Below are 22,565 nucleotides of genomic sequence, written 5' to 3'. Positions count from 1 at the left end.
AAAGCAGTAAAAAGCCCTTGAAATGCTGCCAGCGGCCCCCAAATAAAGGTCAACCCCGCGGGTAAGCCCGCAATATGTTTTGAAAACGAAATTTTTAGTTTTGTAACTACCGAATTCGAGGTTTTTGCTATGGGACGCATTATTGGTATCGACCTGGGCACCACCAACTCTTGTGTGGCTGTGCTTGATGGTGATAGCGCTAAAGTAATTGAGAATGCCGAAGGTGGCCGCACTACGCCTTCTATCATCGCGTACACCGATGATGGCGAAACACTGGTAGGTCAGGCCGCTAAGCGCCAAGCCGTGACCAACCCTGAAAACACGCTTTACGCGATCAAGCGCCTGATTGGCCGTCGCTTCAAAGATGATGTTGTACAAAAAGACATCAAAATGGTGCCGTACAAAATCGCCGAAGCCGACAACGGTGATGCCTGGGTAGAAGTAAAAGGCAAGCGAATGGCGCCGCCGCAGGTAAGCGCGGAAGTGTTAAAGAAAATGAAGAAAACCGCCGAAGACTACCTCGGCGAACCGGTTACTGAAGCGGTTATCACCGTACCGGCCTACTTCAACGACAGCCAGCGTCAGGCTACGAAAGATGCCGGCCGTATTGCTGGTCTTGATGTAAAACGTATCATCAACGAGCCGACGGCTGCCGCATTAGCCTACGGTATGGACAAATCCCGCGGCGATAAAACCATCGCGGTATACGACCTGGGCGGTGGTACCTTCGATATCTCTATCATCGAAGTAGCGGACGTTGACGGCGAAACTCAGTTTGAAGTGTTGGCCACTAACGGCGACACCTTCCTGGGCGGTGAAGATTTTGACTTGGCGCTGATCAACTACTTGGTTGACCAGTTCAAAGCTGATAGCGGTATTGATCTGTCTGGCGACAACCTTGCTATGCAGCGTCTAAAAGAAGCTGCAGAGAAAGCCAAGATCGAGCTTTCCAGTGCCCAGCAAACCGACGTTAACCTGCCGTACATCACGGCCGACAACACTGGCCCGAAACACCTTAACGTTAAGGTGACACGTGCCAAGCTGGAGTCTCTGGTTGAGGAGTTGGTACAGCGCTCTCTTGAGCCTTGCAAAATGGCGCTCAAAGATGCTGGCCTGTCTGCTTCTGAAATCGATGAAGTGATTCTGGTTGGTGGTCAGACCCGCATGCCGATGGTGCAGAAGAAAGCGGCTGACTTCTTCGGTAAAGAAGCGCGCAAAGATGTCAACGCTGACGAAGCGGTTGCTGTCGGTGCTGCGATTCAGGGTGGTGTACTAGGTGGCGACGTTAAAGACGTACTGCTGCTTGACGTAACCCCGCTGACCCTGGGTATTGAAACCATGGGCGGCGTGATGACCGCACTGATCGACAAGAACACCACGATCCCGACCAAGAAGACACAAACCTTCTCAACGGCGGATGATAACCAAACAGCGGTGACCATTCACGTTGTTCAGGGTGAGCGTAAGCAAGTGTCGCAGAACAAGTCGCTTGGCCGTTTCGACCTTGCTGAGATTCCGCCGGCACCGCGCGGTGTACCGCAAATTGAAGTTGCCTTCGACCTGGATGCCAACGGTATCCTGAATGTGTCGGCCAAAGACAAAGCAACTAACAAAGTGCAGTCCATCGTCATCAAAGCGTCTAGCGGTCTTACCGATGAAGAGATCGAGCAGATGGTGCGCGATGCAGAAGCCCACGCTGACGAAGATAAGAAATTCGAAGCGTTGGTACAGCTGCGCAACCAAGCTGACGGGATGATTCACGCTACGCGTAAAACCGTTCAGGAAGCGGGTGATAAAGCGACCGATGACGAAAAACAGGCCATCGAAACCGCTATTACTGAGCTGGAAGAAGTGATCAAAACTGACGATCAGGACAACATCCAGAAGAAACTGGATGCTTTGACCGAAGCTTCGGGCCAGTTGGCGCAGAAAATGTATGCTGAGCAGGCAGAAGCAGCCCAGCAAGCCGAGGGTGATGGCGCAGAGAGTGCCAACGCCAAGCAGGATGATGACGTGGTTGACGCCGAGTACGAAGAAGTCAACGACGACAAGAAACAGCAGTAACCAACCTCTTTCTGCCAAGGAAAGCGGTGACGCGGGAGGCAACTCCCGCGTTGCTGTTTCCGCGGTCGAGACGCCTATTAAGTGCGTAGCTAACCAGGAGGCGTAGGACCCATGTCCAAACGCGATTATTACGAAGTCCTGGGTGTCGAAAAAGGGGCCGATCAGAAAGAGATCAAAAAGGCCTATCGCCGTCTGGCGCAAAAATTCCACCCTGATCGAAACCCGGACGATAACAGCGCAGCGGAAAAATTCCGTGAAGTGTCTGAAGCGTACGAAATCTTAAGCGATGGCGAAAAGCGCGCGGCGTACGACCAGTTTGGTCATGCCGGAGTAGATGGCCAGGGCGGCGGCTTTGGTGGTGGCGGTTTTGGCGGCGGCTCTGGCGACTTTGGAGATATCTTCGGCGATGTGTTTGGCGATATCTTTGGCGGCGGCGGTGGCCGACGCCGTGGTCCCAACGCGCCTGCCCGAGGCTCTGATCTGCGCTATAACCTAGAGCTTGATCTCGAGAGCGCGGTGGCTGGTACAACGGTAGATATTCGTGTGCCGCGCCATATCGAGTGTGACCGCTGCGATGGAGAGGGTGCGGAGCCAGGCACTAGTAAAGTGACTTGCCCAACGTGTAATGGTCACGGCCAGGTGCGTATGCAGCAGGGCTTCTTTGCTGTGCAACAAACCTGCCCGACCTGTCATGGCACTGGTGTGCAGATTAAGGTGCCATGCCATAAGTGTAATGGTGAAGGGCGCGTGCGTGAAACCCGCACTCTGTCGGTGAAAATTCCGCCAGGTGTCGATACCGGTGATCGTATTCGCCTAAACGCTGAAGGTGAAAGTGGCGTTAACGGTGGTCCACCGGGCGACCTATACGTACAGGTTTCCATCAAACCGCACCATATCTTCAGACGCGACGGCAAGCACCTACAGTGTGATGTGCCGATTAACTTTGTAGATGCAGCCCTTGGTGGCGAACTTGAAGTGCCCACGCTAGATGGCCGTGTGAAGCTGAAAATCCCGCCGGAAACACAAACAGGCAAGCTATTCCGCCTGCGTGGTAAAGGTGTGAAGCCAGTGCGTGGTGGTGCCCCGGGTGACCTGCTGTGCAAAGTAGTGTTGGAGACGCCCGTCAATCTTAACGACGAGCAAAAAGACCTGCTTCGCCAGTTGCAAAAGAGCTTCGACGGCAGTAACAGTCACAGCCACTCACCGAAGAAGACCGGTTTCTTCGACAGTGTGAAGAAGTTCTTTGAAGAGATGAAACCGTAATTCCGAGATAGTGCTGTGATTCTGAGATAGTACTGTGATTCTGAGATAGCACTGTGGTTCTGAGATAGTGCTGTGATTTTGAGATAGTGTTTAGGCACTAGATGTGTGATTCAAAAACCCTCGGTTCTCCGGGGGTTTTTGCTGTTCAAGGAACGTTAGACCCAATGGATAACCTTGAAGAAAGGCCCTCAATGGGTATTTTGCTACGGGTTCTGTCAGGCCTGCTATTCACCGGGATGCTGGTGTGTATTAAAGCCGTGAGCGACACAGTGCCAGTGGGGCAGTCGGTATTTTTCCGCTCGCTGTTTGCGCTACTACCGATTGTTGTTTTTCTGATGCTACGGCGGGAGTTCCCCCAAGGGTTAGCTACGCGACGCCCGTTGGGGCATGCGCTGCGTTCGGGGTTGGGGGCGGCAGCGATGTTTGCCTCTTTTGCGGCGGTGGCGCTGCTGCCGGTCGCAGAGGCAACGCTGCTCGCCCAGTTAACGCCTGTCTTTATGGCGGTGGGTGGTGTGCTGCTGCTGGGGGAGCGGTTCTCGCTTTATCGGGCGGGCGGTGTCCTGTTAGCGCTTGCCGGGGTGGCTGTACTGATCTTGCCTGGGCTTGATGCTAGTGCCGGTAATGGACAACTGACCGGATATATTTTGGGGGCGCTCAGTGCGCTGCTAACCGCAGGGGCGCTGTTGACGGTCAGGCGTATTTCCCGGACTGAAACGGCGGCTTCCATTGCCTTCTATTTTATTGTGGTTGCAGCGCTGGCAGGGCTGGCAACACTTCCGTTGGGCTGGGCATCACTTACCCGAGTCGAGTTTGCGCTATTGGTGTTATCTGGCCTGTTTGGTGGCGCCGCCCATATCGCGATGACCTTAGCCCTGCGTTACGCTGAGGCATCGCGTTTGGCGCCTTTCGAATATATAGCTTTGGTGTGGCCTGTGCTGGCTGACTGGGTGCTATTTGGATCGCCGGTATCCAGTGCCTTTCTGCTAGCACTACCGCTGATGTTGAGCGGAGTCGCGTTAGCAGCGATGGAAGGACGGCGACTTAGGTTAAGGGTTAAATGGCTGCTTCGACGATGAGCTGAGGCTGGCCCTTTGAGCAGGACTCGATACGCGCTGCTACGTGATAGACCTGGCGTAGCCGTGCAGGGGTGATCACCTCAGCGGTGGGGCCGCAGGCAATTAAGCGGCCACTTTCAAGCAGCATGGCGGCGTCAGTGAAGCGTAGCGCATGCCCCAGGTCGTGGAGTGCTACCAATATCAGCATCTGACGCTCGTCGGCTAGTCTGCGCAGAACCGTCAAAAGACTAATTTGGCGGTTAAGGTCGAGTGCCGAGGTGGGTTCATCCAGCATCAGAATTTCGGGCTCCTGCACCAGGGCCTGGGCAGCGCTGACCAACTGGCGCTGTCCGCCGCTTAGGTCACCAATATCTCGCTCGCCAAGCACCGTGATGCTGAGCTCTTCCAATGCACGGTCAACCTGCGCTAAATCGTCGGGCTGTACTTTTAATCCACGCCCCTGCATGCGGGCCAAAAGCACCGATTCATACACCGTCAATACCGCCCTGGCACCGGTGTCCTGGGGCATATAAGCCACTGGGCGCTCGGCACTGGTGCCGCTGATAATCACCTCGCCCTCGCCTTTTAACAGCCCTAACACACGGCGAAAAAGCGTTGATTTGCCTGCCGCGTTAGGGCCCAGTAGTGCCACCATTTGCCCGCCCTGGAAGCAGGGCGTAGTGATCTCTTCCAAAATAGAGCGGCGCCCATAACGGGCGGATACGCGGTTCAACTGTAGGGTTACCATGAGGCCTTCTTATGGTTAAGTACCAGAAATAGAAAGAAGGGAATCCCCACCAGCGAGGTGATAATGCCAATGGGAACGATGGTGCCGGGGATAATGATTTTGGAGATAACCGAGCCAACGGAGAGTATCAGTGCACCACACAGGGCAGAGCCTGGTAGGAAAAAGCGTTGATCCTCACCCAGCAAAATGCGAGCGATATGTGGCCCCACTAAGCCAATAAAGCCAATGGTGCCTACAAATGCCACTGAGATGGCAGCGAGCAGTGATACCAATACCAGCACTTCCAAGCGTAGCGCTCGTGGGTTCACACCCATGCTCTCGGCTTTAGCATCGCCCAGGCGCATAGCGGTTAGTGCCCAGCCATGGCGGGCAAGCAGCGGCATCGACAATGCAAGGATGCTTAGAGCGATCCAGAACTTGGGCCAGGTCGCTTTGGTTAAGCTTCCCATGGTCCAAAATACCACCGCGGATACCGCCTCTTGGCTGGCGAAGAACTGGATCAGTGCCATTAAGGAATTAAAGATAAACACCATGGCGATGCCTAGCAGGATTATGGTCTCCACCGTAACGCCACGGCGCAAGCTTAAGGCGTGGATTAAAAAGGCGGTGAACATGGCCATCACAAAGGCGTTGATGGGCACCACAAATTCGATAGCGGCTGGAATAATTGCCACACCAAAAGCAAGTCCGAGCGCCGCGCCAAAGCTGGCACCTGCAGAGATGCCCAGGGTGAATGGGCTGGCAAGAGGGTTGCTTAAAATGGTTTGCATCTGCGCACCAGCCACCGACAGACTAGCCCCGACAACCAGTGCCATCAGCGCCACCGGCATGCGGATTTCCCACACAATCACTCGTGCTTGCTGGCTGACGCTATCCGGCGTAAAAAGCGCCGCGATCACTTCGCCCAGGCTATAGCGGGCTGGCCCAAGCGCCAGGTCGACGCAAAGGCTAAAAAACAGCGCAAGAACCAGCCCCGCCAATATCATTTGGCGGCGGAAAACCTGGCTATGATAGAAAGCTCGCCCTCGTGACAGGGTTTCTGTCATCCTGGTTTCTGCCACCTCTGTTTCTGTCACCCCAGTGTTAGTCGTCATTGAGCGATATCCAGTAGCCGGGCTCATAGTCGATGGGTAGGAAGTGCTCGTGGAGCTCCTGCATCGTGGCGTTGGGATCTAGGTCGGTAAATAGCTCAGGGTGTAGCCACTTGGCTAGCTGTTGAACAGCCACGAAGTAGTAGGGGCTGTTATAAAATTGATGCCAAATAGCGTGAAAATTAGCTGACTCCACTGCATCAATACCAGTCATCGCGGTGCGCTTGGTCAATGCAGTAAGCTTAGTGCGTGCGCGTTGCATATCGGCGCCAGGCCCCATATCGACCCAGGCGCCACCAGGCACATAAGCGTCCCAGTTACCGCCGGTGACAACCACGTGGTCGGGATTAGCGGCAATAATCTGTTCAGGATTCAGGTTGCCGAAGCTGTTGGGAATAATGCCTTCGGCAATGTTGGTGCCGCCTGCCAGGGTGACATATTCACCAAAGTTGGCCGGCCCGAAGCTCATGCAGCACTCGTCGGAATAACCACCTGCACGGTCAATAAATACGCTTGGGCGCTCGGGGTTGGCCTCGGCAAGCACATCCGTTACCCGTGCCAGTTGAGACTCAGCAAACTCGATGAAGGCTTCTGCTGCTTCTTCATCGTCCATGATTTGGCCGATGATCCGCATGGAGGGAATTGTGTTCTCAATCGGGTCTTCCCGAAAGTCTACATAGATGATGGGAATGCCGAGCTGTGCCAGTTTTTCGTCGTAAGCGGCGTCTTCCGTCGCTGCTTTTGCTTCGATATTCATCAGTACCACGTCTGGGTTAAGCGCGGCGGCCTGCTCCACATCAAAGGTGCCGTCCTTAAAGCCCCCGAAGGTCGGTATCGCTTCAATTTCTGGGAAGCGCTCGGCGTAACGGGCGTAGTTATCGGGGGCTGCCTGTGAAAAGTCTTCGCGCCAGCCGACCACATGGGCGAAAGGGTCTTCTGGTTCGAGTAAGCCAAGCAGATAAATTTGTCGCCCTTCTCCTAGAATGACCCGCTCAGCCGGGGCGGATAGGGTGACTTGGCGGCCAGCGATATCGGTGATGGTAATAGCGTCAGCTACAGCCGTTGTGCAGCATCCAAGGGCCATGAGCGTGCCAAGCAGCATGTTGAAGCGTATTTTGAAGCATGGCTTTAAGCGTAGTGAATTGAGCATTGCTTACTCGTTGATCGATAGAGGTTAATAGAAGATTGGCATTGCTGGCGTATTGTGGTTTCGTTGGGATTGAGACGCAGTTAGTATTGTAACTTATTAACGTTTGGGCGCTATCTGTATATGCTATTTTTAGTGCTCGGCGCCAATGTTTTGGCTGCCTCTTGCTCGTCAGTGAGAAATAGCCCACATAACATGTCCCTTAAGACATGCCCCTTAAAACATGGCAGTAAGAAATAGCCCGTAAGTATTTATATTTTGGAGTAGACCTATGCCTTTATCTCGTGCCGAAATTGCTACGCCTTCTGCTGAGCGTTTGATAAACCGTCTTTGCAAGCATTGGGCGCATAAGCTGGAGGTAGAGCAGAGTGATCAGCAGGCCACCATTACGTTTTCAACCGGTGCCTGCCTAATGCGCGCTGAGCCCGAGCGGCTGCTGGTGTCTATCGAGACTCTGGAAGAGGAGCATCTGGATCAGTTGGAGGGTGTGGTGGAGAGCCACTTAGTGCGTATGGCAAAAGACGAGCCGTTAGAAATCGTCTGGGAAAACTAATTTGGATGATATATAGGACTGCCTTTAGCGCCGCATCGCTAAGGGGGGTCTGTTATAATCGCAGTCACTTTTCTATCCCTGATTTTTTCTCAAGATTGATGCCGAACGGCGCGTGCGCAGGAGTTTCCATGACCCGAATTGCCATTGTAGGCGTAGCTGGCCGTATGGGCCGCACGTTAGTAAACGCGGTTGAGCAGGAGGCGGGTGCCTCGCTAGCTGGGGGGATTGTTGAGCCGGGTAGTTCTCTGGCCGGTGCGGATATTGGTGAATTGGCAGGCGTTGGTAAGCGTGGCGTGGTGGCGGTGGATTCGTTAAGTGCGATAGCGGACGACTTCGATGTACTGATCGACTTCACCGCGCCCCAGGTAACGCTGGCTAATTTAGCCTTCTGCGCTGAACACGGTAAACGCATCGTGATTGGCACCACCGGTATGAGCGATGACGAGCTGGCCGAGCTTGATAGCTACCGTGACAAAGTGGCAATGGTATTCGCGCCGAATATGAGCGTGGGCGTTAACCTCACCCTTAAATTGCTGGAAACCGCTGCTAAAGCGTTGGGTGACGAAGGCTATGATATCGAAGTTATCGAAGCACACCATCGCCATAAAGTAGATGCGCCCTCTGGCACGGCTATTAAGATGGGTGAAGTGGTTGCAGAAAGCATCGGCCGCACGCTAAAAGAGCACGGTGTGTTTGAGCGGGTAGGACAGTGTGGCCCGCGCACCGACAAAGAGATCGGCTTTGCCACAGTGCGCGCTGGCGACATCGTTGGTGAACACACAGTAATGTTTGCCACAGAAGGCGAGCGTATCGAAATTACCCATAAAGCCTCCAGCCGCATGACGTTTGCCAAAGGGGCCGTACGTGCCGCCCGCTGGGTCGCAGACCAAGCGCACGGCCGTTACGACATGCAGGATGTGTTAGGCCTGGAGTAATTGTATTGCTCCATGTGCGCTGAGCCTTGCTTCAATCCTGGCGGCGATGTTGTAACCGTCCCCCTGCCCAGGTTTCAAAGATGGCTCGGTCGTCACCTAGCATCATCAGGGTGAATAGCTCTTCTGCCAAGCTCTCGCATCTGGCCATACGCCTTGCCATCAGCGGTGAGGCTGACAGGTCGATGACAACGAAATCGGCATCCATGCCCGGCGCGAAGCGGCCTATGCGGTCATCTAGTGACAGCGAGATGGCATTGCCTCTGGTCAGAGCATGGAAGCCTGACCAGGCAGTAAGTGGCTGACCGAGTAGTTGCCCTACCTGATAACCCGCCTTGAGGGTGGCTAGGCCGGAAAGGTCGGTGCCGGCCCCAATATCGCTGGCCAGGGTCAGGTTCAGTCCTATGTCCTGCGCTGCACGGCGGTCGAACAGTCCGCTGCCGAGAAATAGATTGGAACTTGGGCAGAAAGCGATATTGGCACTGCGGTCGGCCAGTCGCTTGCGCATTCCGTCGTCCAGATGGATTCCGTGGGCGAAGGTACTACGTGGGCCCACCAGACCGGACTGCTCGTAAACCTCAAGGTAGTCACGGCTTTCCGGAAACAGTTCAGCTACCCAGTCCAACTCGCCTAGGTTTTCCGATAAGTGGGTTTGCAGCCATAGGCTGCCATCGTTGCGTAGTAGGCCGCCGGCAGCATCCAGCTGGGCGCGAGTTGAAGTGGGGGCAAAGCGTGGCGTGACGCTGTAGCCGAGACGGTCGGTGCCGTGCCAGTCGCTGATCAAGCGTTCAGTATCGCGGATACCGCCGAGGGTCTGATCGGTAAGTGCTGCCGGTGCGTGGCGATCCATCAGTACCTTGCCTGCGAGCATGCATAGACCGCGGCGCTGGGAAGCACTGAAGAAGGCATCTACCGAATTGGGGTGGCTTGAGCAAAATACTTGGGCTGAGGTAGTTCCGACGCGCATCAGCTCTTTGAGAAAAGCTTCGGCCATGTTGTCGGCATGTGCGCGCTGGGCAAAGCGACACTCCTCGGGAAAGGTGTAATCATTCAGCCAGTCCAGCAATTGGCGGCCATAGGAGGCCATGATGTCGAGTTGGACGTAGTGGACATGGCTGTCAATGAAGCCCGGCATGATCAGTTTGTCACGCTGGTCGATGACGCTGACATCTGCAGGCAGTTGAGGGGCCAGGTCACGGTAGTCGCCAATGCCCTGAATGCGGCCGTCAGCCCACCACAGGGCGCCATCCTGGTGGTAGACAACGCTGCCATCTCGTGGAGTATCACCATCGCCTGGGTCGGCATCGAAACTCAAGATGCGTGCACGTATCAACCAGGCATGCTCTTGCTCTTGTTTCAGGTATTGTCCTTGCTCTTCATTCACGGTGTGGCTCCTGAAGATAATTTTAGAGAGGGGAGCTTAGTGGCCATTACTTTGTCCTCCGTCGGCGGCATGGCGCAGATTGATGCGTGCCGCTTCGGCTGCGGCCATGACTCGCTCAGGAGTGGCCGGAGTGTCCAGACGCACCGCCTGGGTGTATCCGCTGAGGCTGGCCAGGGCGTCACGCAGTGCCGCCCATACCGATATGCCGAGCATAAAGGGAGGTTCACCCACCGCCTTGGAGCGATAAATGCTGGCCATGGAATTGGGATGCCCTTCCATCAGGCTGACGTTGAAGGTTGGAGGGAGGTCGCCGTAGGTCGGGATCTTGTAGGTGGCTGGGCCGTTTGAGATCAGCTGGCCGCGGTCATTCCATTTCAGCTCCTCGCTGGTTAACCAGCCCATCCCCTGAACGAAGCCGCCTTCGACTTGGCCGATATCGATGGCTGGGTTAAGGGAGTCGCCTACGTCATGAAGAATGTCGACGCGATCTACCTGGTATTCACCGCTCAAGGTATCCACCGAGACTTCAGCCACGGCAGCGCCGAAAGCGTAGTAATAGAAAGGCCGACCGTTGCCGTTGGCACGGTCGTAATGGATCAATGGCGTGGCGTAGAAGCCTTTTTCCGACAGCGAGACGCGCGATAGATAGGCAGCCTGGACCAGCTCTCCCCAGGCAATGCGGTGTTCACTTTCCCCAAGGCCTGTGACCAAATAACCATTTTCCATACGCATGGCTTCGCGGTCGAGGTGATAGTGCTCGGCGGCAAAGTCATAGAGCCGTGTCTTGAGTTTGAGCGCTGCATCACGGGCTGCTTGGCCATTTAGGTCGGTGCCGCTGGAGGCTGCGGTGGGTGAGGTGTTGGGCACCTTGTCGGTGCGTGTGGCGGTGATGCGCACCTTCTCCAGGTCCAGCCCCAGCTCCCGCGCCACCACCTGGCAGATCTTGGTATGTAGGCCCTGGCCCATCTCGGTGCCGCCGTGGTTGATCATCACACTGCCGTCGGTATAGACGTGAAGTAGCGCACCAGCTTGGTTGAGGTGCTGGGCGGTGAAGGAAATACCGAATTTTACCGGGGTCAGTGCTAGGCCTTTGCGAATCACAGGGCTCTGGGCGTTGAACTCTCGGATCGTCTTGCGCCGTTGCCAGTAGTCACTCGAGATTTCGAGTTGCTCGACTAGCTCATGCAAGAGAGCGGTCTGATCCACTGTCTGGCCGTAGTGGGTGGTATTGCGCCCGTCGCGGTAGAAATTGCGCTTGCGCACAGTCAGTGGATCCTCACCCATACGGCGTGCGATGTCTTCCATTGCCGCTTCGATCACCATCATGCCTTGGGGGCCACCGAAACCGCGGAAGGCCGTGTTAGAGGCGGTATGGGTGCGGGCGCGGTGACCGGTGACGCGAACCTCACCGAGGGAGTATGCGTTATCCGAGTGGAACATGGCGCGATCGACGATGGCATCGGAAAGATCTGGAGAGTAACCACAATCGCCGATCACATTGATATCGCCACCCAGGATCACGCCATGGGCATCGACGCCGAGACGGTAGCGATTATGAAAGGGGTGGCGTTTTCCGGTCACGCGCATGTCATCGACCCGCGATAATCGGAAGCGGCAGCTGCGCCCGGTGCGCCTGGCGATCAAGGCGGCCAGGCAGGCCCAGGGGGAGGCCTGCGTCTCTTTGCCACCGAAGCCGCCACCCATGCGCCGTGTCTCGACAGTGACCGCATGCAAGGGGATGCCGAGTACCTCGGCGACCAGCTTCTGCGTCTCACTGGGATGTTGGTTCGAGGTATGGACCACGACACCTTCGTCCTCGCTGGGGTGAACAACGCAAGCCTGCCCTTCCAGGTAGAAGTGTTCCTGGCCACCAACGAACTGCTCGCCGGTAATGACAATGGCAGCATTGTCGAGGGCTTTCTCCCAGTCTCCACTGATTTGCTGGTGGGTAGGGCGTACTAGATCACCGGCCTCGACAGCGGCCACGGGGTTGAGGCTAGCAGGGCGTTCTTCGATCTCGACGATGGCCTTGTTAACTGCCTGACGGGCAGCACGGTGGCTGTTGGCCGCCACGGCGAACAGCACTTGGCCGGCATAGAGCACTTCACCGTCGGCCATGATGGGATCCCCTGGGAACACTGGGCCGATATCGGTATGGCCTGGTACGTCTGCCACGCTAATAACGTCCACCACGCCAGGGGCGGATCGTACGGCTTCCAGATCCATCTGGGTGATGCGGCCATGGGCAACAGGCGAGAGGCCCACGGCTAGGTGCAGGGCATCGGCCGGAAGGGCCAAATCATCAATATAAGCCGCGCGCCCGGTGACATGCTTGATCGCACTCTCGTGGTGGGCCGAAGCCCCTGAGAAAGAGCTACCTGAGAAAGAGCTACCTGAGTTTTTTTCAGGCTGAGACTTTTTCTGTTCGGTCTGAGACTCTGATAAATCAGTGAGCGTACGCATGTAGCATCACCTCCTGAGTTTGTGCCTGGGGGGAAGTAGGTGAGGCGATGACTAGGCGTAGGCGTTCAAGCAGCGCGCTGGCGGATCTAGAGCGGTAATCGGCACTGCCGCGCACATCGCTCATTGGTGAGAAGTCACTGGTCAGGGCCTTGCATGCAGACTCGAAAACGGCTGGTGATGGTGGACATCCTTCGAGTGCGGCCTCGGCAGCTCGGGCTCGGGCCGGTATGCCAGCCATGCCGCCGAATGCCAAACGTACATCACGCAGGCAGCCATCCTCCAGATGCCAGGCAAAAGCACCAAGCACAGCAGAAATATCATCTTCGCGGCGCTTCGAGAGTTTCCATACCTTAAGTGGGCGGCCCGCCTGGGGCTCGGGAATAAAGATCGTGCTTAAGACTTCATCTGCGCCCAGATCGGTCTTCTTGTAATCAAGGAAGAAGTCGGTGGCGGCAATTTCGCGGGTTCCTTTAGGGCCGGCAAGGCGTAGCTGGGCATCGAGGGCCAGCAGTACCGGTGGCGTGTCGCCGATGGGTGATGCGTTGGCCACGTTGCCTCCCAGTGTGCCGCGATTGCGTACCTGGGCTGAGCCGAGGCGGTGAAGCAGGTGGGCGAAGGTTGGGTATTCGTGCTTGAGCAGAGGCTCCAGGCGGGCATAGGTGACGGCGGCACCGATCCACCAGCCGGAGCGCCCGTCGGTATCCTGGCCTTGTTCGATACGCTGGAGCTCATCTACTCGCGTGGTATCAATGACCCGTGGGAAGTCTGTCAGGTGCTGAGTGGCCTCAAGCCACAGGTCGGTGCCGCCAGCGACCAAGCGTGCCTCCGGGTGGGCTGCACGCAGGCGGACCAGTTCGCCCAGTCGGCGGGGCTGGTGGAAATGGCTGGCATCTACAGCCAGTTGATTGGCCGGGTGCTGGTTATCCAGCGCGTCATCCCAGGTTTTATCCAGCCAAGCTGGGCGGTGGCCATCAATCTTGTTCATGGCCAGTGCTGCATCGCGGATGGGGCGATAGCCAGTACAGCGGCACAGGTTACCGCCAAGGGCTGCTTCCAGGCGTTCGGAGCTAAATGCAGTAGCGAGCGGAGCAGGGTGCCGATGCTGTTCTTCGTGGAGCGTAAACAGTGACATCACGATGCCTGGTGTGCAGAAACCACACTGACTACCGTGGCATTCAACCATGGCTGTCTGGGCAGGATGTAGGCGCTCCTGGCCATCCGCCAAGCCCTCTACGGTTACCAAGTGGCAGCCTTGAAGTTGATGGGCCGGCATGATGCACGCGTTGGCGCTGTGGTAGCGCAGCTCACCAGTGGCATCAGGGGCGCCGATGGCCACAGTGCAGGCACCGCAGTCACCAGAGGCACAGCCTTCCTTGGTACCGGTCAGGTGAAGTTGTTCGCGCAACAGCTCCAAGACGCTGAGGTGGGCATCCGCGGCGACGCGCTGCGGTTGTCCATTGAGGTAAAAGTTAATCATAGTTCTACCTGTTATGTTGTTATTCGCTATTTAGTTATTAACCAACCATTTATGCCGTCAGCAACAACTATGCCGTCAGCAACATGACCACCGCTAACAGGGCCGATACCCACATAGCGGGCTTAATCTCGTTCAGCTTGCCGGTGGCGAGTCGGATTAGTACAAAACTGATAAAACCAAAGGCGATACCAAGGGTGATGGAGTAAGTCAGTGGCATTAAGATGATGGCCAGAAATGCAGGGAAAGCCTCTTCAAGGCGGCTCCAGTCGATTTTGCCAATGGGGGCCATCATAAACAGCCCTACCAGTACCAGGGCTGGGGCAGTCGCAATGCTAGGGACCAAGGAGAGCAGTGGCGAGAGGAACAGGAAGGGCAGGAATAGCACGCCAATAACTACTGCAGTGAGTCCGGTACGGCCACCCTGGGCGACGCCAGCACCGGATTCGATAAACGTCTGTGCCGCGCTGGTGCCGAGAGGAGCTGCAATCATTGACGCAAAGGCATCTACAGTCATGGAGCGCTTAAGGTTGCGTGGATTGCCGTTGGCATCCTTGAGGTCAGCAGACTCGGACAGGGCCATGAAGCAGGACAGCGAGTCGAAGAAGTTAGTGAACAGCATCACAAAGATAAACGGTAAGTAAGCTACCTTTAGGGCGCCTAGAATATCGACCTTCATCACAGCCGAGAAATCCGGCCATGAGGCCAGCCCTTGCCAAGCCACCAATACTTCGTCACTCCACAACCGGCCCATAGGGGCCGCCAGTAGGGTGGTTAGGGCGATGCCCAGGATCAGAGCGCCATTGAAGCCGCGAATCACCAATATCGCTGTGACCATCAGGCCAATGAAGAAGGTGACGAGACTTGCATTCAGGTCGCCGAGGCTAATAAGGGTCGCTGGGTTGGCAACGATGAACCCGGCATTTTTGAGCCCAATAAAAGTGATAAACAGGCCGATGCCACAGGTGATGGCGTAGCGCAATGAGGCGGGAATGGCCTCGATGATAGCTTCACGAACGTTGAACATTGCCAGTACCGCGAACAATACCCCCGACCAGAACACACAGCCCAGAGCAACTTCCCACGATAACCCTGCGCCAAGCACCAGGGTATAGGTGAAAAGCGCGTTCATGCCCATGCCTGGTGCGACCAAAATTGGGTTTCGGGCATACAGGCCCATGGCCAGGCTACTAAAAAAGCTGATGACTACTGTGGCGGAAAGGGCTGCCGAAAAGGGAATGCCAGCATCGGATAGGACTGCTGGGTTGACCACGATGATATACATCCCAGCCAGAAAAGTAGCGATGCCTGCAAGCACTTCGGTCTTCACCGAGGAGCCGCGGCGGCTGACATTGAAGTAGTTATCCAAGGCAGTTGTTGCCGGGACGGGGGAGGAGCCGGAATACGGCGTAGGGCTTTGTGGCATGACGATATTCTCTTTGTAGTTATTGAGTGAGCTATCGAACAAAACGAGTTTGACCATTTGGTCAATATTTGCAAGCGTAGACAAAAAGCGCTCTATAAGGCAACTAAATATATTAATTTTGTATACTAGATTTATTCCGTTCGACGAAGATTTCCGCACGGGTCAATGGTCAGAAGTCAATGCCAGGAGAGAGGGGAGGATCGTTTAGCGTGATCTGTGCTTTTAGGCCTAGCCTAAGGTCGATAAATCCTGTAACATTCCAAAAATTTTGGCCCAGTGGCTGCAGAAAAGCAGCAAAATATCTGCATTGAGCGAGCGAATAACCTGTAGAGAAGGTGCTGACGAGATGCTCTTCAGAAAAGAGGGTGTTCTTCAGGAAAAACTCTGCGAGGGAGTTCTGCGGAAAAAGCTCTGTAGAAAAAGCTCTGTAGAAAAAGCACCGCGCTTGTTGCACTGGCCTAGGTTAGAAAAATAGTCAGCTAAGCGCTGCGCCATGGCCACTTACCATGGAAGAGAACAACAAGCGGGATGAAACCGATTTTTTATTATCGGCTTCGTCCCGCTTTTTTACGACCCGACGTTTGCACGCAAACGCCGACAAACCGGATCGCCGAGCCTGCGCCCACAGGCTCCCACCAGCATGGGAGAACTTGTCTTGAATAACCCCGCATTGAGCAAACCTGCGATATTGGCCCTGGAAGATGGCAGTGTATTTCACGGTACAGCCATTGGCGCGGAGGGCGTCACACGCGGTGAGGTGGTGTTCAATACAGCCATGACCGGCTACCAGGAAATCCTCACTGACCCCTCTTATACTCGCCAAATCGTTACGCTTACCTATCCCCATATTGGCAACACTGGCATTAATTCGGAAGATGTAGAGTCCGCATCAATTGCGGCGGCGGGCTTGGTGATTCGTGATCTACCGCTGATGGCCAGCAGTTTTCGATCCGAGCAAACGCTTTCTGACTATCTGAAAAGCCAAAATGTGCTGGGCATTGCGGATATCGATACCCGTCGCTTAACGCGCATTCTGCGCGATAAAGGTGCACAAAATGGCGCGATTCTGGCGGGAGCAGATGCAGAGGGCGATGACGCGGTAGAGCGGGCGCTGGCGGCGGCGAAGGCGTTTCCTGGTTTGAAGGGGATGGACCTGGCCAAAGAAGTGTCATGTAAAGAGGCTTACGAGTGGACGGAAGGCGAATGGACCTTGGGCGAAGGTTATGCCGATGCTGCCGGCCCTGATGGAAAGGCCGAGCGGCCCTATCATGTGGTGGCGTTTGATTACGGGGTGAAGTTCAACATTCTACGCATGCTTGCTGCTCGTGGTTGCCGTCTAACGGTAGTGCCAGCACAAACGCCCGCAGCTGAGGTGTTGGCGATGAATCCAGATGGGGTCTTCCTGGCTAACGGCCCGGGTGACCCAGAGCCTTGCGACTACGCTATCAAAGCAATCCAGGAAGTGCTGGAAACCAATATCCCGGTATTTGGTATCTGTCTTGGTCACCAGTTGCTGGCGCTAGCCTCCGGTGCAAAAACCGTCAAGATGAGCCATGGCCACCACGGTGCTAACCACCCGGTGCAAGATTTAGACACCGGTACGGTGATGATCACCAGCCAAAACCACGGCTTTGCTGCCGATGAAGCGACCCTGCCCGCCAATGTGCGTGCAACACATCGTTCGCTGTTTGATGGCACGCTACAAGGGATTGAGCGTACTGACCGCCCGGCGTTTAGCTTCCAGGGGCACCCGGAAGCCAGCCCTGGCCCACGCGACGTGGCGCCGCTGTTTGATCGCTTTGTCGCCATGATGCTGGCGCGTCGTTAACTTAGCGCCGCTGACACTGCGCCTTATTGTCGCCACGTAACGCCGTTTTTTGTTGCTCATCGTCACCTATTTTTGCGGGAACCGTTATGCCAAAGCGTACTGATATCAAGAGCATTCTTATCATTGGTGCTGGCCCGATCGTTATCGGCCAGGCCTGCGAATTCGACTACTCCGGCGCCCAGGCGTGTAAAGCGCTGCGCGAGGAGGGATACCGGGTTATTTTGGTTAACTCCAACCCGGCTACCATCATGACCGACCCCGCTATGGCCGATGCCACCTACATCGAGCCGATTACCTGGCAGGCGGTGGAAAAAATTATTGAAGCTGAGCGCCCAGATGCCATTCTGCCCACGATGGGTGGCCAGACCGCACTGAACTGCGCGTTGGAGCTGGATCATCACGGCGTGCTGGAAAAGTACGGTGTTGAGATGATTGGTGCCAATGCCGATGCGATTAATATGGCGGAAGACCGTGATCTGTTTGATCAGGCCATGAAGCGTATTGGTTTAGAGTGCCCGAAAGCGAAAGTTGCGCACACCATGGATGAGGCGTGGGAGATTCAGGCGGAGCTGGGTTTTCCGACCATTATTCGCCCGTCATACACCATGGGTGGCTCTGGCGGCGGTGTGGCGTACAACAAGGAAGAGTTCGAAGAAATCTGTACCCGCGGTTTCGAGCTTTCCAATAACCATGAGCTGCTGATTGATGAGTCGCTGCTGGGTTGGAAAGAGTATGAGATGGAGGTTGTCCGCGATAAAAACGATAACTGCATCATCGTCTGCGCGATTGAGAACTTCGACCCCATGGGGGTGCACACCGGTGACTCCATCACCGTGGCCCCGGCACAAACGCTGACCGATAAAGAGTATCAGATCATGCGTGATGCCAGCCTCGCGGTTCTGCGCGAGATTGGTGTAGAGACCGGTGGCTCCAACGTTCAGTTCGGTATGGACCCGAAAACCGGGCGTCTGGTGGTTATCGAAATGAACCCCCGGGTGTCGCGCTCCTCGGCGTTGGCCTCCAAGGCGACCGGTTTTCCGATTGCTAAAATCGCTGCCAAACTGGCGATTGGCTATACCCTGGATGAGCTGCAAAACGATATTACCGGTGGCCGCACACCTGCATCTTTCGAGCCATCCATCGACTACGTGGTTACCAAGATTCCACGTTTTACCTTTGAGAAATTCCCTCAGGCCAATGACCGTCTGACCACCCAAATGAAGTCCGTGGGTGAGGTGATGGCGATTGGTCGTACCTTCCAGGAGTCACTGCAGAAAGCGCTGCGCGGCCTGGAAACCGGTAACGATGGTCTTGATCCGATCATTACCGACTTCACGCCAGATAACATGGCGATCATCCAGGGCGAGCTGCAGGCCGCTGGCGCCGAGCGTATCTTCTACGTGGCGGACGCGATGCGTTCAGGCATGAGCGTCGATGAAGTGTTTGCGCTGACCAATATTGACCCTTGGTTCCTGGTGCAGCTTGAAGACTTAGTGCTGACCGAGAATGCCGTTGCCCAGCGCTCCTTGGCCGACTTCTCAGCCCGTGAACTTTATCAGCTCAAGCGCAAAGGTTTCGGTGATGCACGCTTAGCCAAATTGTTGGGTGTGACCGAAAAAGAATTCCGTAAAACACGTCAGGCAGCGGGCATTCGTCCGGTTTATAAGCGTGTCGACACCTGTGCTGCTGAATTTGCCTCCGACACCGCGTACATGTACTCCACTTACGAAGAGGAGTGTGAAGCGGAGGTGTCTGACCGCCAGAAAATTATGGTGCTTGGTGGTGGCCCGAACCGTATCGGTCAAGGTATCGAGTTCGATTACTGCTGTGTTCACGCCGCCTTTGCCATGCGCGATGACGGTTATGAAACCATCATGGTTAACTGTAATCCGGAAACTGTCTCTACCGACTACGACACCTCTGACCGCCTCTACTTTGAGCCGGTGACGCTAGAAGACGTGCTCGAAATCGCTGATAAAGAGAAGCCAGTGGGTGTCATTGTCCAGTTCGGTGGCCAAACGCCACTGAAATTGGCCCGCGAGCTAGAGGCGGCTGGTGTGCCGATTATTGGTACCACGCCGGACGCTATCGACCGTGCCGAAGATCGTGAGCGCTTCCAAGTAATGATCGACAAGCTTGGCTTGAAGCAGCCGCCCAATGCTACTGCCCGTAGCTTTGAAGAAGCTTTCTCCAAGGCGGAGGTGATTGGTTATCCGCTGGTGGTACGCCCTAGCTATGTATTGGGTGGTCGGGCCATGGAGATCGTCTACGACGCCTCCGAGCTTGAAAACTACATGACCCATGCAGTGAAAGTTTCCAACGACTCGCCAGTGCTGCTTGATCACTTCCTAAGTGCGGCGGTAGAGGTCGATATCGATGCAGTATCGGATGGCCACCAGGTTGTAATTGGCGGCATCATGCAGCACGTCGAGCAAGCGGGCGTCCACTCAGGTGACTCTGCCTGTGCATTGCCGCCTTACTCGTTGCCTGCTGATGTACAGGATAAAATGCGCGACCAGGTTAAGCAGATGGCTGTTGAGCTGGGCGTGAAAGGCTTAATGAACGTGCAGCTCGCCTGGCAGGATGGCGAGATCTACGTGATTGAGGTCAACCCCCGTGCTTCGCGTACAGTGCCTTTTGTATCTAAGTGCATTGGCACCTCTCTGGCGCAGATCGCTGCGCGCTGCATGGCCGGTAAAACGCTGGCTGAGCAGGGTTTTGAGCGCGAAATCGTGCCGCATTTCTATAGCGTCAAGGAAGCGGTGTTCCCGTTCAATAAGTTCCAAGGTGTAGACCCGATTCTCTCTCCTGAGATGAAGTCGACCGGCGAAGTGATGGGCTCAGGCGATACGTTTGCTGAAGCCTTCTTCAAGGCGCAGCTAGGCGCAGGCGAAGCTATTCCATCACTAGAGGGTGACCGTAAAGCGTTCCTGTCAGTGCGTGAGCCGGATAAGCAGGGGATTATCGAAGTTGCTCGTTCTCTGTTAACATTAGGCTTCACATTATGTGCAACACGTGGCACTGCAGCGGCACTTGAAGCTGCTGGGCTGGAGGTGGAGCACGTCAATAAAGTCTACGAAGGCCGTCCCCATATCGTCGATCTGCTTAAGAACGACGAAATCGCCTACATTGTGAACACAACCGAAGGTCGCCAGGCTATTAACGACTCTTCGGTGATTCGCCGTACTGCTCTCGCGCGCAAGGTGCCCTATGCGACCACCTTGGCGGGCGCTAATGCTGTTTGCATGGCGCTTGAGTACGGTAGGGAGATTACGGTGCGGCGCCTTCAGGATCTGCATGCAGGAGCAACGCAATGAACAAGGTCCCGATGACGGTTGCGGGAGAAAAAAACCTTCGTGATGAGCTCGCCCATCTGAAGGGTGAGGCGCGCCCTCAGGTGATCGCTGCTATCGCTGAAGCGCGTGAACACGGCGACCTTAAAGAGAACGCCGAGTATCACGCAGCCCGCGAGCAGCAGGGGTTTATTGAAGGTCGTATTCAGGAAATTGAGAGTAAGCTTTCCGGCGCTCAAGTAATTGATGTCACTAAGCTGCCGAATACGGGCAAGGTGATTTTTGGCGTGACCGTATCGCTGCTAAATCTGGATAGCGATGCGAGTGTTACTTACCGCATTGTGGGTGAGGACGAGGCCAATATTAAAGAGGGCCGTATTTCGGTAACCTCGCCAATTGCCCGTGCGTTAATTGGTAAGGAAGAGGGCGATGTTGTGGTGGTGAAGACCCCTGGTGGCGATGTTGAGTATGAAGTAGAAAGCGTGGAACACCTCTAGCGTAGCGCTATTGCCGGGCAGCGGGTGCCGGTGTGTTATAGCACCGCGCCCGTGCCTTGGTATTTTTATTGGCGCATTAAAAAGCCCAAGGCAGTTAACTGTCTCGGGCTTTTTGCATTGCTTACGTTCAGCAGCACGCTCTGGGAGAGTTAGTGCCGACCGTGGTGGCCTTCGAAGCGGGTAACGTTGGAAAGCTTCGGGTTGGCCTTTGGGTTGCGACGATAGAGTAGCGCCATTTTGCCAATGGTTTGCACCAGCTCTGCCTTGCTGTTGTCCAGTAGCTCGTTGATCATGGCAGCACGGTCATCGCGCTCGGGCAGGGCGAGCTTCACTTTGATTAGCTCGTGATCATCGAGCGCGCGGCTGAGTTCTGCGAGCAGGTTTTCGGAGACGCCGTTCTCAGAAACGGTGACCACTGGGTTAAGATGGTGGCCAATGCTACGAAATGCTTTCTTTTGTGCCTGTGACAAGCTCATGGTATCTTGCGGTATCCCGGTTAGCGCTTAACGTTCCATCTTACGGTGAAATGCCGCTAAGTGAAAGCAATCGCGTAAATGCGCCCATCTCTTATACCAGTGCCAGATTCCCACATGCAGCAAAAGCCCCCAGGTCGTAAACATTCAGTCAGTAAAACCAGCAATAACTGGAAAAAGGAGCATTTTGACGACCAGTATGTCAAACAGAGTTGGCAGGATGGTTACCGCTCCCGAGCAAGTTATAAGCTGCTTGAGCTCAATGAAAAAGATAAGCTGTTTCGCCCAGGGATGACGGTAATTGATCTTGGTGCCGCCCCTGGTGGGTGGAGTCAAATTGCCGCGGAGAAGGTCGGGCCAGAGGGAGTGGTGATTGCTTCCGACATACTAGAGATGGATGCCCTGGCAGGCGTTGACTTTATCCAGGGGGATTTTACCGAAGAGGCAGTGCTCAAGGCGATATTAAAACGTCTGGATAATCGGCGTGTAGACCTTGTGATGTCGGATATGGCCCCCAATATGAGTGGGATGGCAGCGATAGATCAGCCACAAGCCATGTATCTGGTAGAATTAGCGTTAGAGCTAGCCCGAGAAACGCTACCGCCTGGTGGGCGCTTTTTAGCCAAGGTCTTTCAAGGTGAAGGGTTTGATGCCTACCTGAAAGAGCTGCGCGGGAGTTTTGATCGGGTGGTGAGTAGAAAACCTGATGCTTCGCGAGCCCGCTCGCGGGAAGTCTACTTTCTGGCTGAAGGGTTTCGCGGTTAACCAGCCCCAGTCGATACCTCAGTGCACCTTTTGGGTGCTGGAGGGTGTTGGCAGCTAGTGCAATAGCAAAGATTTATCACTGCGATTGCCAGACAGGCAGGCGCAAGGT

Annotated in this window: 17 protein-coding genes; 9 read left to right on the top strand and 8 right to left on the bottom strand. The window is 55.3% G+C overall.

What is annotated here, in order from left to right:
- Nucleotides 1-129 precede the first annotated feature (129 nt).
- From dnaK to CPA45_RS05790, 3 genes are all read left to right on the top strand, one after another.
- Nucleotides 130-2,064, top strand: a complete 1,935-nt coding sequence (gene dnaK, locus CPA45_RS05800) for a molecular chaperone DnaK (RefSeq protein WP_096650664.1) — start codon at nucleotides 130-132, stop codon at nucleotides 2,062-2,064.
- 111 nt (nucleotides 2,065-2,175) lie between these two features.
- A complete protein-coding gene (gene dnaJ, locus CPA45_RS05795) occupies nucleotides 2,176-3,327 on the top strand; it encodes a molecular chaperone DnaJ (RefSeq protein ID WP_096650663.1) in 1,152 nt (383 codons plus the stop codon).
- Between the two features lie 164 nt (nucleotides 3,328-3,491).
- Entirely contained in the window at nucleotides 3,492-4,403 is a 912-nt protein-coding gene (locus CPA45_RS05790; protein ID WP_096650662.1) for a DMT family transporter, read from the top strand.
- Here the strand turns inward: CPA45_RS05790 and CPA45_RS05785 are convergent.
- From CPA45_RS05785 to CPA45_RS05775, 3 genes are read right to left on the bottom strand one after another with little or no spacing between them, the layout of a single operon-like run.
- Nucleotides 4,381-5,130 (bottom strand): ABC transporter ATP-binding protein, encoded by a 750-nt coding sequence (locus CPA45_RS05785; RefSeq protein WP_096650661.1) that lies wholly within the window; start codon nucleotides 5,128-5,130, stop codon nucleotides 4,381-4,383. The genes CPA45_RS05790 and CPA45_RS05785 overlap by 23 nt on opposite strands.
- Entirely contained in the window at nucleotides 5,124-6,176 is a 1,053-nt protein-coding gene (locus CPA45_RS05780; protein ID WP_096650814.1) for a FecCD family ABC transporter permease, read from the bottom strand. Before CPA45_RS05780 ends, CPA45_RS05785 begins: the two co-directional genes overlap by 7 nt.
- Before the next feature lie 37 nt (nucleotides 6,177-6,213).
- The gene (locus tag CPA45_RS05775; protein WP_096650815.1) at nucleotides 6,214-7,323 is read right to left on the bottom strand and encodes an ABC transporter substrate-binding protein; all 1,110 of its coding nucleotides are present in this window, start codon (nucleotides 7,321-7,323) and stop codon (nucleotides 6,214-6,216) included.
- 316 nt (nucleotides 7,324-7,639) lie between these two features.
- On the opposite strand from CPA45_RS05775, the gene CPA45_RS05770 reads away from it, so the two are divergent.
- Together CPA45_RS05770 and dapB are read left to right on the top strand one after the other, a co-directional pair.
- Nucleotides 7,640-7,921 (top strand): DUF2218 domain-containing protein, encoded by a 282-nt coding sequence (locus CPA45_RS05770; RefSeq protein WP_096650660.1) that lies wholly within the window; start codon nucleotides 7,640-7,642, stop codon nucleotides 7,919-7,921.
- A 128-nt stretch (nucleotides 7,922-8,049) separates the two neighbouring features.
- Entirely contained in the window at nucleotides 8,050-8,856 is an 807-nt protein-coding gene (gene dapB / locus CPA45_RS05765; RefSeq protein ID WP_096650659.1) for a 4-hydroxy-tetrahydrodipicolinate reductase, read from the top strand.
- Between the two features lie 31 nt (nucleotides 8,857-8,887).
- On the opposite strand, the gene guaD is transcribed toward dapB, so the two are convergent.
- The 4 genes from guaD to CPA45_RS05745 all read right to left on the bottom strand — a co-directional run bounded on the left by guaD (nucleotide 8,888) and on the right by CPA45_RS05745 (nucleotide 15,600).
- Nucleotides 8,888-10,237 (bottom strand): guanine deaminase, encoded by a 1,350-nt coding sequence (guaD, locus tag CPA45_RS05760; RefSeq protein ID WP_096650658.1) that lies wholly within the window; start codon nucleotides 10,235-10,237, stop codon nucleotides 8,888-8,890.
- 36 nt (nucleotides 10,238-10,273) lie between these two features.
- Entirely contained in the window at nucleotides 10,274-12,700 is a 2,427-nt protein-coding gene (xdhB, locus tag CPA45_RS05755; protein ID WP_096650657.1) for a xanthine dehydrogenase molybdopterin binding subunit, read from the bottom strand.
- Entirely contained in the window at nucleotides 12,684-14,177 is a 1,494-nt protein-coding gene (gene xdhA / locus CPA45_RS05750) for a xanthine dehydrogenase small subunit (protein ID WP_096650656.1), read from the bottom strand. Before xdhA ends, xdhB begins: the two co-directional genes overlap by 17 nt.
- A 67-nt stretch (nucleotides 14,178-14,244) precedes the next feature.
- Nucleotides 14,245-15,600 (bottom strand): NCS2 family permease, encoded by a 1,356-nt coding sequence (locus tag CPA45_RS05745; RefSeq protein WP_078090419.1) that lies wholly within the window; start codon nucleotides 15,598-15,600, stop codon nucleotides 14,245-14,247.
- Nucleotides 15,601-16,270: 670 nt separating this feature from the next.
- On the opposite strand from CPA45_RS05745, the gene carA reads away from it, so the two are divergent.
- The 3 genes from carA to greA all read left to right on the top strand — a co-directional run bounded on the left by carA (nucleotide 16,271) and on the right by greA (nucleotide 21,218).
- Complete coding sequence (gene carA, locus CPA45_RS05740) at nucleotides 16,271-17,428, top strand: glutamine-hydrolyzing carbamoyl-phosphate synthase small subunit (protein WP_208858462.1); 1,158 nt, start codon at nucleotides 16,271-16,273, stop codon at nucleotides 17,426-17,428.
- Nucleotides 17,429-17,514: 86 nt separating this feature from the next.
- Nucleotides 17,515-20,745, top strand: coding sequence for a carbamoyl-phosphate synthase large subunit (carB, locus tag CPA45_RS05735; protein ID WP_096650655.1), 3,231 nt, complete (start codon nucleotides 17,515-17,517; stop codon nucleotides 20,743-20,745).
- Nucleotides 20,742-21,218, top strand: coding sequence for a transcription elongation factor GreA (gene greA / locus CPA45_RS05730; RefSeq protein ID WP_096650654.1), 477 nt, complete (start codon nucleotides 20,742-20,744; stop codon nucleotides 21,216-21,218). Before carB ends, greA begins: the two co-directional genes overlap by 4 nt.
- 149 nt (nucleotides 21,219-21,367) lie before the next feature.
- Here the strand turns inward: greA and yhbY are convergent, their stop codons facing one another.
- Nucleotides 21,368-21,694 carry a ribosome assembly RNA-binding protein YhbY gene (gene yhbY / locus CPA45_RS05725; RefSeq protein WP_078089993.1) on the bottom strand — a complete coding sequence of 109 codons (327 nt, stop codon included), beginning with the start codon at nucleotides 21,692-21,694 and terminating at the stop codon, nucleotides 21,368-21,370.
- A 114-nt stretch (nucleotides 21,695-21,808) separates the two neighbouring features.
- Between yhbY and rlmE the strand changes: the two genes are divergently transcribed.
- Nucleotides 21,809-22,456, top strand: a complete 648-nt coding sequence (gene rlmE / locus CPA45_RS05720) for a 23S rRNA (uridine(2552)-2'-O)-methyltransferase RlmE (RefSeq protein WP_096650653.1) — start codon at nucleotides 21,809-21,811, stop codon at nucleotides 22,454-22,456.
- Nucleotides 22,457-22,565: the final 109 nt, after the last annotated feature.

The organism is Vreelandella nigrificans (assembly GCF_002374315.1).
GTDB lineage: Bacteria > Pseudomonadota > Gammaproteobacteria > Pseudomonadales > Halomonadaceae > Vreelandella > Vreelandella nigrificans.
Note: the sequence above shows the minus strand (reverse complement) of the source record. Positions and strands in the feature narration are given on the sequence as shown.